The organism is Mammaliicoccus sp. A-M4 (assembly GCF_022386955.1).
Taxonomy (GTDB): Bacteria; Bacillota; Bacilli; order Staphylococcales; family Staphylococcaceae; genus Mammaliicoccus; species Mammaliicoccus lentus.
Window position 1 is genome coordinate 137161 of the sequence record NZ_JAJNHH010000001.1, and the last position, 13159, is coordinate 150319.

At 33.7% G+C, this 13159-nt stretch carries 11 protein-coding genes; all 11 read right to left on the reverse strand.

The features are described from left to right. Positions 1-174: 174 nt before the first annotated feature. The 11 genes from LQ682_RS00765 to uraA all read right to left on the reverse strand — a co-directional run bounded on the left by LQ682_RS00765 (position 175) and on the right by uraA (position 13155). The gene (locus tag LQ682_RS00765; RefSeq protein WP_481817269.1) at positions 175-1770 is read right to left on the reverse strand and encodes an SLC13 family permease; all 1596 of its coding nucleotides are present in this window, start codon (positions 1768-1770) and stop codon (positions 175-177) included. A 324-nt stretch (positions 1771-2094) separates the two neighbouring features. After that, on the reverse strand, positions 2095-2373 hold the full coding sequence (locus LQ682_RS00770; RefSeq protein ID WP_064204064.1) for a hypothetical protein: 279 nt from the start codon (positions 2371-2373) through the stop codon (positions 2095-2097). 28 nt (positions 2374-2401) lie between these two features. Beyond that, complete coding sequence (gene pyrE, locus LQ682_RS00775) at positions 2402-3010, reverse strand: orotate phosphoribosyltransferase (protein ID WP_064204133.1); 609 nt, start codon at positions 3008-3010, stop codon at positions 2402-2404. A gap of 5 nt (positions 3011-3015) precedes the next feature. Then, positions 3016-3708, reverse strand: a complete 693-nt coding sequence (pyrF, locus tag LQ682_RS00780) for an orotidine-5'-phosphate decarboxylase (RefSeq protein WP_017000583.1) — start codon at positions 3706-3708, stop codon at positions 3016-3018. Beyond that, positions 3709-4635, reverse strand: a complete 927-nt coding sequence (locus tag LQ682_RS00785; RefSeq protein ID WP_017000581.1) for a dihydroorotate dehydrogenase — start codon at positions 4633-4635, stop codon at positions 3709-3711. Further along, complete coding sequence (locus LQ682_RS00790) at positions 4632-5390, reverse strand: dihydroorotate dehydrogenase electron transfer subunit (RefSeq protein ID WP_017000579.1); 759 nt, start codon at positions 5388-5390, stop codon at positions 4632-4634. The genes LQ682_RS00785 and LQ682_RS00790 overlap by 4 nt, the downstream gene beginning before the upstream one ends. 12 nt (positions 5391-5402) lie before the next feature. Beyond that, positions 5403-8576, reverse strand: a complete 3174-nt coding sequence (carB, locus tag LQ682_RS00795) for a carbamoyl-phosphate synthase large subunit (RefSeq protein ID WP_064204066.1) — start codon at positions 8574-8576, stop codon at positions 5403-5405. Further along, positions 8569-9669 carry a carbamoyl phosphate synthase small subunit gene (locus LQ682_RS00800; RefSeq protein ID WP_017000576.1) on the reverse strand — a complete coding sequence of 367 codons (1101 nt, stop codon included), beginning with the start codon at positions 9667-9669 and terminating at the stop codon, positions 8569-8571. Before LQ682_RS00800 ends, carB begins: the two co-directional genes overlap by 8 nt. Further along, a complete protein-coding gene (locus LQ682_RS00805; RefSeq protein ID WP_017000573.1) occupies positions 9662-10945 on the reverse strand; it encodes a dihydroorotase in 1284 nt (427 codons plus the stop codon). Before LQ682_RS00805 ends, LQ682_RS00800 begins: the two co-directional genes overlap by 8 nt. Further along, entirely contained in the window at positions 10933-11835 is a 903-nt protein-coding gene (locus tag LQ682_RS00810; RefSeq protein ID WP_017000571.1) for an aspartate carbamoyltransferase catalytic subunit, read from the reverse strand. The genes LQ682_RS00805 and LQ682_RS00810 overlap by 13 nt, the downstream gene beginning before the upstream one ends. Positions 11836-11853: 18 nt before the next feature. Continuing rightward, positions 11854-13155, reverse strand: a complete 1302-nt coding sequence (uraA, locus tag LQ682_RS00815) for a uracil permease (protein ID WP_017000569.1) — start codon at positions 13153-13155, stop codon at positions 11854-11856. Between the last annotated feature and the right edge of the window lie 4 nt (positions 13156-13159).

The window sequence follows — 13159 nt, forward strand, 5'->3', positions numbered from 1 at the left end:
GTCTTCATAAAATTGTTCTTAGGATAAACATTGATTATAAAAATTTTTATAAAATAATAAGCTAAAAGCAAACTGAAGCGCCACTCCGTCATATTTTGAATTAACGGAGTGACGCTTTTTATTTATAAATCCATTTGTAATTTATAAAATTAGTTTTTAATAATTATGCACTTTTTATTTAGTAGACATTAAATCGATGCCGAATAACCATGGCACCATGAACCAAACAAATATCACGATTACAACACAACTGAATAAGTTTAACCAGAATCCTGTTGTCGCCATTTCTCGAATGGATACTTTATCTGTACCAAATACTATCGCATTCGGTGGTGTACCTACTGGTAACATAAATGCACAGTTTGCTGCTATAGCCGCTGGTATCATCAGTGCAAGTGGATGTATGTGTATACCCACTGCTATAGTCGCTAAAATCGGTAATATCATTGTTGCTGTAGCTGTATTCGATGTAATCTCAGTTAAGAATAGTACGAACAGTGTAACAATAAAGATAATCAAGATGATGTTAATACCTTCAAGGCTAGATATTTGTTTACCCATCCATTTATCTAAACCACTTTCTGTAATAGCTGATGCTACAGCTAAACCTCCACCAAATAGTAATAAAATACCCCATGGTAAGTCTTTTGCAATAGACCAATCTAAAATTCGAGCAAATTTTCTTTTTGCGGGCACTAAGAATAATAATACCGCAACGAACATTGAAATCGTTCCATCTTTAACAAGCTCTGTAAATGTAAATTGTGAAAGTAAAAATTCTCTTGATACCCATAAAAATGCTGCTAAACAGAATAATGTTAACACGATTTTTTCTTCATAAGTTGTCTTACCTAAAGCTTTCAATTCTTTTGTAATTATTTCTTTACCACCTGGTAGCTCCTTCATATCGTGTTTAAATTTCACAAAGTTTAAATATGCCCATGTAATAGCTAATAAAATAATAACTACTGGCACACCCATAACCATCCATTGGGCAAAACTAATTTCTTCTCCAAATATTTTCTCATATTGTCCTTTTAAAATAATTAACGGTGGTGTACCAATTAAAGTACCTAAACCACCAATTGTACCGGCATACCCAATACCTAAAACAAGCGATTTTTCAAATTGTGATAAATGATGTTCTTTAGAATCATCAGTTGTTAATTCATGTGCTTCCTTAATAATAGCTAAACCAATTGGAATCATGATCATTACTGCTGCTGTATTAGACACAAACATCGATAAAGCACCAGTAGCAATCATAAATCCTAATAAAATTCGCCCTGTACTTGTCCCGATAGTTTTAATGATAACAAGTGCAATCCTTGTATGTAAGTTCCATCTTTCCATTGCAATAGCAATAATAAATCCACCTAAGAATAAGAATACGATGTCATCCCCATAAGCGCTAGACACTGTTTCGCTATCCATTACGCCCCCTAAAGGAAATAGGAATAAAGGCATTAAACTCGTTGCCGGAATAGGGATAGCTTCTGTAATCCACCAAACTGCAATCCAAAGTGTTACAGCCATAACATAAACCCCTTTTTGGCTGAGTCCTGGTGGACTAACAAATAATAAGACAATTAAAAATAATAAAGGCCCTAAAATTAATCCTACTAACTGTGCTGTATTATATGCTTTTAACTTTGGTTCTGGTTCTTTTTGTCCTTTTAATGCATCTGCTGAAAAGAACTTTAACATTTCTTTAGTTCTTCCACTTTCTTTCCAAAGCTTATCGGTAAGTTTATTTCCCTTTTCTTTCATATATTACTACCCCCTTAAATTGTATTCGTTTACATTTTAACAAATATTACTTCTTTAGAATACTATTTTTATTAAATTATTATAATATTTATGCTTTTTATATATACGGAAGTATAAAATTATATATATTTATAAAAAAGAGTGGGCCAGAAATCTCATTTTATTAAAAAAGATTTCGTAGTCCCACCTCGGCAAGAATGACTGGGGTTGAAAAAGCTTGATATAAGCGCATTTTCATACCAGTCAGCTACTGCCATTATAATGAATCGAGGCTGGGGCATGTATATATGCCCCAGCCTCAGAAATAGCTATAATTTAAATTTTTTAATTGTTTTGTTCTTTTGTATTAAAGAATCCGTTCTTCTCTAGTTCTTTTTTTATACTTTTGAAAATGTTTTTATCGTCTAAATCGTATCTTCTATCTCTGTCTACATTTGTATTATTTGTATAGCCGGTTCTTTCTTTAAAATTATCGTCTCTTACTTTTGAATGCTCAAAGTCCGCCGGTTTGTTAGAATCTTTTTTAAGAAAATCATTAATGTGTCCCCATTTTTTAATCTGCTCACGTTCTTCTTCAGCAGTTAAACGATGTTCACTTTCCATAAAATACGGCCCCCTTTATATGAGTTCATTATAAAGTATCTTTCCATTCTTTTAAAGTTTTAATATCTTTATTTTCTATAAATCCTTCTTTTTCTGCCACAGTTACAAGTTCATCATAGTTTGATAAAGTGTAAAATGGAACATTAATTTTGTTAAATGCTTCTTCTGCTTTGGAAATACCATATGTAAATATTGCGAATACACCTAAAACTTCAGCGCCATCTTCTAATAATGCTTCTACTGCATTGATTGAAGAACCACCTGTAGAAATTAAATCTTCAATGACAACAACTTTTTTTCCTTTGCTTGAAGCACCTTCAATTTGATTACCTTTACCATGCCCTTTGCTTTTTGATCTTACATAACTCATAGGTAGCTTCATATCATCGGCGATAAATGCAGCATGAGGTATGCCAGCTGTTGCAGTCCCTGAAATAATTTCTACTTCATTAGCATGTTCTTTTATTAAATTAATTAAACTTTTATAAATGTCTTCTCTTATTTCAGGGTAAGCTAACGTGACTCTGTTATCACAGTATATTGGCGATTTAATGCCTGAACTCCATGTATAAGGATCATCTGGTGAAAGTGTAACCGCCTTTATCTTTAATAATGATTGTGCAATATTTGAAGTCATGTTCATTATCCTTTCCATCTTTGTAATATTTCGTGATATCTTTCCACTGGATTCGTATGTTGTGTAATTGAACGGCCTACAACAATATGTGTTGAACCAAGATTTTTCGCTTCTTCTGGAGTTGTAACACGTTGTTGATCATGCGTTTTATCCGTTTCTAATCGTATTCCCGGTGTTACTTTCAAGAATTCTTTACCAAGAGTTTCTTTTAATATTTTAGATTCTAATGGTGAACATACGACCCCATCTAAACCAGCATCTTTAGTATTTTTAGCATAATGAACAACTGAGTCTTCTATAGATGTTTGGATATTTTGTTCTTTCTGCATTTGTTCTTCAGTAGTAGAAGTAAGTTGCGTTACAGCTATTAATTTTGCGTTAGGATTCGTAGATTTCAGGCCTTTTAAACCAGATTTCATCATTTCTATGCCACCTGCTGCATGCACATTAATAAGATCTATATTAAATTTTCCTAATCCCGCCAATGCACTTTGTACAGTATTTGGTATGTCATGTAGCTTTAAATCTAAAAATATGTCGTGTCCTCTATCCTTAATTGCTTTAATTGTATCAGGACCATTTTGTAAAAATAGTTCCATTCCAATTTTCACAAATAGTGGTTCATCAAATAAGTCTAAAAAATTTTCTACTTCTTTCAGCGTTGCAAAATCCAATGCAATAATTGGTGTATCTTTCATTTATTTTACAACTCCTTCTTGTCTATATGTTCTACCTTTAAGTTCGTGAATATGTTGTACCCCTAATTTATCTAATAAACTTGGTAATTCATCAATAATTTCTTTACATACTGTAGGATTTTCAAAATTAGCTGTTCCTACTGCTACTGCATCTGCACCTACTGATATATAGTCGATTACATCTTGAGCTGTTCTAACGCCACCCATTGCAATGATGGGAATATCAATATTTTGACTAACTTCATAAACCATTCTTAAAGCTACAGGTTTAATTGCTGGCCCGCTTAAACCACCAACAATGTTACTTATTATCGGCTTTCCTGTTTTTTCATCAACACGTAGACCAACTAAAGTGTTAATCATCGTGATTCCGTCTGCATATTGAGCGATTGCTTTAGCCATTTCAACAATGTTCGTAACATTAGGAGATAGTTTAACATACACTGGAACAGAAGATACTTCTTTCACCTTTTTTGTTAAATCACTTGCTACTTCTGGTACTGTTCCGAATTGTATGCCACCTTCTTTAACGTTTGGGCATGAAATATTTAATTCTAATGCATGTACGTTAGGTGATTTTGAAATGTGTTCTGCTACATATACATATTCTTCTTCTGTTGAACCAGCTACGTTAGCAATAATTGGTACATCAAATTGCTCTAAATATTTTAGCTCATGTTCAATAATATGATGAACCCCTGGATTTTGTAATCCAATAGCATTTATCATTCCGCTAGCAGTTTCGGCAACACGAGGTGTTTCGTTCCCATATCTTGCTTCTTTAGTAGCAGCTTTTATCATAATAGATCCAAGCTCTGATAAGTCATAGAACTGACTAAATTCTTTACCAAATGCAAAACATCCACTTGCTGGCATTATTGGATTTTTCAAATTTAAACCTGGTAGTGTTACATTTAATCTACTCATATGATAACGGCTCCTTTTTCGAATACTGGTCCATCTGTACATACTTTAACATAACCTACATCATCATCAGTATGGCACACGCAGGCGTAACATGCACCAATCCCACAACCCATGCGTTCTTCTAAAGAAATGTAACCTTTAACATCACTTAATTGTGCTTTTAATGCTTTGAGCATCACTTTGGGACCACAACTATAAAATATATCGAAAGGTGTTTCTAATTGTTCAATAACAGTTGTAACAAATCCTTTTGTACCTAAACTTCCGTCAACCGTACTTATATACGTTTCTCCTAAAGATTCGAATTGTTCGACATAAAATGCATCTTTTGCGCTTTGGAAACCTAACACATGAATTGTTTTAATTCCTCTTGCATTAAGTTGTTTAGATAATTCATATAGTGGAGGCACACCAATACCGCCACCTACTAATAAAGCGGTATTTTGTGCTTCTTCCACTGGAAAACCATTACCTAAAGGCGCAATAACATCTATAGAATCTCCTGATTTTAGTTTAGAAATTTTTTCAGTTCCTTGCCCTTCTTTTCTAAAAAGCATTGTGAAAGTCTCATCTTCTCGATTCACTTCACAAATTGATATAGGCCTTCTTAACATATGTTCAGTACCCATACCTGCCTTTATGTGTACGAATTGGCCAGGTTTTTTCATATTTTTCGTAATATCACCATAAACTTTTAATTCATAAATAGCGTCTGCAATTTGATTATTTGATACAACTGTCATTAAATGAGACATTGTGATCCCCCTCTACATTTGGTCAGTTTTAAATGTCATACTGTCAATTACATCTGCTAATGCGTTTGCAGTATCAAGTGACGTTAAACAAGGAATTCCGTTCTCTACCGATTCTCTACGAATTTGGAAACCATCTCTTTCATAAATTTTTCCTTTAGTCATTGTATTAACGACTAATTGTACTTCGCCTTTTTGAATAACAGATAGCAAATCATGTTCTCCACCAATTTTTCCTACAGTATAAGTTGGTATATTTTTTTCTTGGAAATATTTTGATGTTCCTTCAGTTGCAAAAATTCTATAACCTATTTCATGGAATCGTTTTGCAATAATGTAAGCTTCTTCTTTATCTTTATCACTTACAGTAAACAGTGCTGTACCTTGATCTTGTACTTTTAATCCGCTTGCCGTTAAACCTTTATATAATGCTTTTTCTAACGTTAAGTCTTTCCCCATTACTTCACCTGTTGATTTCATTTCAGGTCCTAAAGTAATATCTACATTTTTCAATTTACTAAAACTGAATACTGGTGCTTTTACATACACGCCTTCTTTGTAAGGAACTAATCCGTTTTCATATCCTTGTTCTTTTAAAGATATATTTGTAATTGCTTTTGTAGCTAACTTAGCCATTGGAATGTCCGTTATTTTACTTAAAAATGGCACAGTTCTACTTGCTCTAGGGTTAACTTCAAGTACGAAGACTTCACCTTTAGATAAAACAAACTGAATATTGATTAAACCGATAATGTTTAGCCCTTTAGCTAATTTAGTCGTATAGTCTACTAACATATTAATTTCTTCATCTGTTAAAGTTTGTGGTGGATAAACTGCTATAGAATCTCCTGAGTGAACGCCAGCTCTTTCAATATGTTCCATGATTCCTGGTATAACAACTGTTTCCCCGTCTGATATTGCATCTACTTCTATTTCTTTACCTGTTAAATATCTATCTATCAGTACTGGGTGTTCGGGGCTCGCTTTAACAGCTTGCTCCATATAATTTCGTAGTTCCGCTTCAGCGTATACGATTTCCATTGCTCTACCACCTAGTACATATGAAGGTCTCACAACAACAGGGTAACCAATTTCATTCGCATTTTTTATTGCTTCTTCTACAGATGTTGCAGTTTTTCCTAATGGTTGTGGTACATTTATTTTTTGTAATAAAGCTTCGAATTCTTTTCTATCTTCTGCTCTATTTAAGTCCTCTAAAGAAGTACCAAGTATTTTAATGCCCTTTTCAGAAAGTTTATCAGCTAAATTAATCGCAGTTTGACCTCCGAATTGAACAACTACTCCAATTGGTTCTTCATGATTAATAATACTCATAACATCTTCTTCTGTTAAAGGTTCAAAATATAGTTTGTCTGAAATTGAGAAATCAGTCGAAACAGTTTCTGGATTATTATTTATAATTATTGCCTCATATCCAGCTTCTTGTATCGCCCATACTGCATGAACTGTTGCATAATCAAATTCTACTCCTTGGCCGATTCTTATTGGACCAGAACCTAGAACGATAATTTTTTCCTTCTCCGATACTATTGATTCATTTTCTTCTTCATAAGTGCCATAAAAATATGGTGTTTCAGATTCAAACTCAGCTGCACACGTATCGACAGTTTTATAAACTGGATTGATTTGATGTTGTTGCCTTAAATCATAAATTTCACGTTCAGATTGTTCCCATCTATGCGCAATCACTTTGTCACTAAATCCATACTGTTTAGCCCACATTAAACATTCTAAATTCCCTTTATTTTCTTTAAGTTCATGTTCTATCTCAATAATGTGTTTAAATTTATTTAAGAAAAAGTAGTCAATTTCAGTTAGTTCATGAATTCTTTCTAACGATGTTCCTCTTCTAATTGCTTCTCCAATGAAGAAAAGTCTTTCATCATCTTGTGCTTTAATTCTTTCTTCTATGAAGTTTAGTTCAAATTCATCTCCATTAGGTAATCCTAAATGATGTACGCCATATTCTAATGAGCGAATTGCTTTTAAAAGCGATTCTTCATAAGTTCTTCCAATAGCCATAACTTCTCCAGTTGCTTTCATCTGTGTACCTAAATGTCTTTCACCTTTGTCGAACTTATCAAAAGGAAATCTAGGTATTTTAGAAACAACATAGTCTAAAGCAGGCTCAAATGCTGCATATGACGTGCCTGTAACAGGGTTCAGCATTTCATCTAATGTCATACCAACTGCAATTTTAGCTGCCAATTTAGCTATCGGATACCCCGTTGCTTTTGAAGCTAAAGCAGAGGATCTAGATACACGTGGATTAACCTCGATGATATAATAATTTAAAGAATGTGGATCAAGTGCTAATTGTACATTACATCCACCTTCTATTTTTAAAGCTCTAATAATTTTTAATGAAACATCTCTTAACATTTGGTACTCAACATCTGATAATGTTTGACTTGGTGCCACCACGATTGAATCTCCAGTATGTATACCAACAGGGTCAATATTTTCCATGTTACACACAACAATGGCATTATCATTTTTATCTCGCATTACTTCATATTCAATTTCTTTATATCCAGCTATTGATTTTTCAATTAAACATTGAGTTACAGGACTATATTTCAAACCGTTCTGAACAACTTCTCTTAATTCAGTCTCATCATTACAAATTCCGCCACCTGTTCCACCCATCGTAAAAGCTGGGCGAACAATTAAAGGATAACCTACTTTATTCGCAAATTGGATGGCGGCGTCTAAATCATTTACAATATCACTTTCCGGTACTGGCTCATTTAATTCATTCATTAAATTACGGAATAAATCACGGTCTTCTGCTTGAGCGATGGAAGATAATTGCGTACCTAACAAACGAACATTATTTTCTTCAAGTACACCATTTTCATGTAATTCAATTGCCATATTTAAACCTGTTTGACCGCCTAATGTTGGTAATAGTGCATCTGGTTGTTCTTTTCTTATAATTCTACTAACAAAATCCAATGTTAAAGGTTCGATATATACTGTATCTGCAATTTCTGTATCAGTCATAATCGTGGCTGGGTTAGAATTAACAAGTATGACTTTATATCCTTCTTCTTTTAGAGCTAGACAAGCTTGTGTACCTGCATAATCAAATTCAGCTGCTTGTCCTATAATGATTGGACCTGAACCGATAACTAAGATGGATTTTATATCTGTTTGTTTAGGCATTAATATTACGCTCCTTCTCTTTATGTAATTGAATCATTTCAATAAATTCATCGAATAAATAATTTGAATCATGTGGTCCTGGAGAAGCTTCCGGATGATATTGTACAGAGAAAGCTGGATATTCTTTATGCTTCAGACCTTCTATTGAACGATCATTTAATGCGATATGTGTAATTTCTAATTTTGTATTTTTGATTGATTCTTCTTCTATAGCGTAGCCGTGATTTTGACTTGTTAAATCAACTTTTCCAGTACTTAAGTTCATAACAGGATGGTTAGCACCTCTATGACCAAATTTCATTTTGTAAGAAGTTGCACCTTGTGATAGTGCAAATAATTGATGTCCTAAACATATACCAAAGAATGGTATTTTTCCTATAATTGATTGAATCGTATCTAGCGTTTCTTTAACATTCTCTGGATTACCTGGACCATTAGAAACCATCACGCCATCAGGGGCAATATTTAATATTTCTTCTACAGATGTTTGATATGGTACAACTGTCACATCACAACCTCTTCTATTTAACTCACGTACAATATTTTCTTTTTTACCATAGTCAATCAGTACTACTTTATATCCGTCACCTGTTGAAATATACGGTCTAATTGATGATACTTGTTCAACTTCATCAGTTCTTAACGTATCATTTTTCAATCTGTGAATAACTGTTTCAATTTCGTTTTCATTATCTGTAAAACCAGCTTTAAGAACACCGTGGTTTCTAATTTTTCTAGTTAAACTTCTTGTGTCAACACCGGATATACCTGGAATATTATAAAATTTCAAAGTTTCATCGAGTGTTTTACTAGATCTGAAGTTACTCGGTTCTTGACATGCTTCACGAACAACTACACCATTTAAAGTCAGTGTTAATGATTCAAAATCATCTCGGTTAAAACCATAATTCCCAATAAGTGGATATGTGAATGTAATAATTTGACCTGTATATGATGGATCTGAAATCGTTTCTTGATAACCTGTCATAGCTGTATTAAATACAATTTCTCCGATTGTTAATTCATCTGAACCTAACTTAAACCCTTTATAAATGGTGCCATCTTCAAGAACTAAGTATCTTCTATTACGCATTTTTTACTGCCTCCTCATAAACTATTTCACCGTCATAAATTGTCATGATTGGGTATCCTGATACAACTTCATCGATAAATGGTGTATTGCTACTTTTAGAAGCAAATTCTTCAGCTTTAATTGGTCTTTCTGTTTCTAAATCTATTATCGTAAGGTCAGCATAGCCACCTTCTTCAAGTCGTCCATAAGGTAAATCGAATGTTTCAGATGGTTTTATTGTTAAATAAGAAACAAGTTGTTCTAGAGTAAATTTTCCTGTTTTAACAAAATGCGTATATAACAATTGGAAAGCAGTTTCGCTTCCTACAATTCCAAATGGTGCATCAACCATAGAAGCTTCTTTTTCTTCTTTGGCATGCGGAGCGTGATCTGTTGCAATACAATCAATTGTTCCATCAATAAGTCCTTCAATTAAAGCATCTCTGTCTTCTTTTGCTCTTAATGGTGGGTTCATTTTGTATATTGCGTCGTCTCCAGGTACATCGTCTTCAGTTAACAATAAATGGTGTGGTGTTACTTCTGCAGTCACTTTAATTCCAGCTTTTTTAGCATCTCTTATTACTCTTACACTTTCTTTAGTCGAAACGTGACACACATGATAATGACAATTAGCAGCTTCGGCTAATAACACATCTCTTGCAATTTGGACAGCTTCACATATTGAAGGTATGCCTGGTATGTTAAGTTCGTTACTACGTTTTCCTTCATGCATTGCTCCACCGTAAATAAGTGAATTGTCTTCACAATGCGCAACGATTGCTTTATTGATTTTAGCTGCTTCTATCATTGCTTCATACATCATTGAAGCTGTCTGTACTCCTACACCATCATCAGTAAATTGGAACATGCCTGTTTCTTTTAAAGCTTTAAAATCTACGTGCTCTTTACCTGCTTGTCTCACAGTAATAGATGCGTATGGTAATACTCTTACAGCAGCATGTTTATTTATAATGTCATGTATTTTTTCTAGATTTTCAACTGAATCAGGAACAGGTTTAGTGTTAGGCATTGGACATACAGTTGTAAAACCACCTCTTGCCGCTGCTTTAGTTCCTGTTTCAATTGTTTCTTTATGCTCTCCACCTGGTTCTCTTAAATGAACATGGACATCAACAAAACCTGGCGAAATAAAATGTCCTTTAGCATCAATCACTTTCAAATTTCCTTCTTCTATTGAATCAGCGATACTTTTGATCTTACCATCTTCTATTTGTATATCTTTCTTCACAAGTTCACCTTGAGATAAGATTTTTCCATTTTTGATTATAAGTGACATTTTACTTTTTCCTCCTTATGATTAAGTACTTCTTGAATACATGCCATTCTCACGAAAACACCATTTTCCATTTGTCTAAAAATGCGAGATTTTGGACTTTCAACTAAATTTGTATCAATTTCGACCCCTCGATTTACTGGAGCAGGATGCATTACAATTGCACTATCTTTCAGTTGTTCGTATCTTTCTTTTGTAAGGCCATAACCAACATGATATTCAGACTTGCTATAAGATTGACCTTTATCATGTCTTTCATTTTGTACTCTTAACAACATGCACACATCAATTTCATTAATAACATCATCAATATTTACATAAGGAATATCAGAAATCTGTTCTTTCCATTGGTTTGGAGCTGAGAACATGACTTCTGCACCTAATTTTGTTAAAGCGTCAGCGTTACTTCTTGCTACTCTTGAATTTTTAATATCTCCTGAAATTAAAACTTTTAACCCGCTAAAATAACCATACTCTTCATAAATCGTCATAATATCCAGTAAAGATTGAGTTGGGTGTTGTCCACTTCCATCTCCTCCATTAATAACAGGTATATTAAGCGATTTTAAAGGTTCATAATATTCATTTTCACTATGTCTGATGATCAGCGCTTCAACTCCTATAGATTCGAGAGTTTTACACGTGTCATATAGCGTTTCACCCTTCTGAACAGATGAAGTATTTGTTTCAAATGGTAAAATGTCTAATCCTAATTTTCTTTCAGCCATTTCGAAACTACATTTCGTTCTTGTAGAATTTTCAAAGAATAAATTTGCTACAGTTGCTTTTCTATCAATTGAACTTATACCTTGTTCTTTTAGATCCTGCGCTTTGTGAATAATGTTTAATATTTCGTCTTTTGTTAAATCAGCCATAGATAATATGTTTTTCAAGGGTAACGCCTCCTAGAATTATTTTATTTTCTTGGGTAAAATGAGATTCAGTAAAATACCAACTGTTGCTGCTAATGCCATCCCTTCAATATTCAAATGAATACCGATACCTGTAAAATCTAGATGTGCTTTTCCGATTCCTAGTACTAAAATTACTGATGCTATAATTAAATTTCTATTGTTACCAAAGTCAATTTTGTTTTCTACCAACATCCTCAATCCACTTGAAGCTATAATTCCGAATAACAGTATCGATACACCGCCCATGACTGGTGTCGGTATAGTGGAAATCATAGCTGTAAACTTTCCAACAAAGCCTAAAATAAGTGCGAGGACTGCTGCACCTCCTATAACCCATATACTATAAATTTTTGTAATTGCTAGTACACCTATATTTTCTCCGTATGTTGTACTTGGAGGTCCACCTATAATAGAAGACATCATAGTTGACACGCCATCACCGATTAATGATCGATGTAAACCTGGCTCTTTGAAAAAGTTTTTACCGACAATTTTATTAATAACGATTTGATGCCCAATATGTTCACTTACCGTTACAAATACAATCGGTAACATGATTAATATTAATCCCCACTGTAATGAAGGTGTGTAATCATGAAAAGGCATGTATATGTCTGGTAATTGTAACCATTTCGCTTTTGCTATCGGTTCTAAATCAACAATGCCGTATAGTAATGATGAAATGTAACCTACAATAATACCTATCAATACTGGTATTATTGATAAAAATCCTTTAAAGAATACTGAAACAATTATTGTTGTAATCAGTGTAATCAGTGCCACTGTAATATAAACACCGCTGTATCCAGTCATTGCGTTTGAATCAGTGTACATTGCCATGTTGACAGCAACTGGCGCTAAACCAAGTCCTATAACCATAATTACTGGTCCTACTACAACAGGTGGTAATAAATTCAGCAACCAATCTGTGCCTGTAAGCCTTATAATCAATCCGATGATTACATAAAGGACACCACTCATGAACAAAGCCACTAACATTTCGCCTAGGTCGTGTGATTTAAGACCGACTATAATCGGTGTGATGAACGCGAAACTTGATCCTAAGTATGCAGGTATTTTTCCTTTAGTAATTAGAATATAAAGTAATGTTCCAAGCCCCGAAGCGATTAATGCTGCTGAAACAGGTAATCCTGTTAAGAAAGGTACTAATACTGTCGCTCCAAACATTGCAAATAAGTGCTGTGAACTTAAGAAAAACCATTGAGAAGGTTTTGGTTTCTCATTTACATCTAAAATAGGTTCAACCGTGCGTTCAAACATTTCTTCGTTGTGTGTCATTTTC

What these genes read in the sequence shown, in the direction of transcription:
- LQ682_RS00765 (WP_481817269.1), bottom strand. Translation starts at nt 1,770, where the DNA reads ATGAAAGAAAAGGGAAATAAACTTACCGATAAGCTTTGGAAAGAAAGT.
- LQ682_RS00770 (WP_064204064.1), bottom strand. Translation starts at nt 2,373, where the DNA reads ATGGAAAGTGAACATCGTTTAACTGCTGAAGAAGAACGTGAGCAGATT.
- pyrE (WP_064204133.1), bottom strand. Translation starts at nt 3,010, where the DNA reads ATGACTTCAAATATTGCACAATCATTATTAAAGATAAAGGCGGTTACA.
- pyrF (WP_017000583.1), bottom strand. Translation starts at nt 3,708, where the DNA reads ATGAAAGATACACCAATTATTGCATTGGATTTTGCAACGCTGAAAGAA.
- LQ682_RS00785 (WP_017000581.1), bottom strand. Translation starts at nt 4,635, where the DNA reads ATGAGTAGATTAAATGTAACACTACCAGGTTTAAATTTGAAAAATCCA.
- LQ682_RS00790 (WP_017000579.1), bottom strand. Translation starts at nt 5,390, where the DNA reads ATGTCTCATTTAATGACAGTTGTATCAAATAATCAAATTGCAGACGCT.
- carB (WP_064204066.1), bottom strand. Translation starts at nt 8,576, where the DNA reads ATGCCTAAACAAACAGATATAAAATCCATCTTAGTTATCGGTTCAGGT.
- LQ682_RS00800 (WP_017000576.1), bottom strand. Translation starts at nt 9,669, where the DNA reads ATGCGTAATAGAAGATACTTAGTTCTTGAAGATGGCACCATTTATAAA.
- LQ682_RS00805 (WP_017000573.1), bottom strand. Translation starts at nt 10,945, where the DNA reads ATGTCACTTATAATCAAAAATGGAAAAATCTTATCTCAAGGTGAACTT.
- uraA (WP_017000569.1), bottom strand. Translation starts at nt 13,155, where the DNA reads ATGACACACAACGAAGAAATGTTTGAACGCACGGTTGAACCTATTTTA.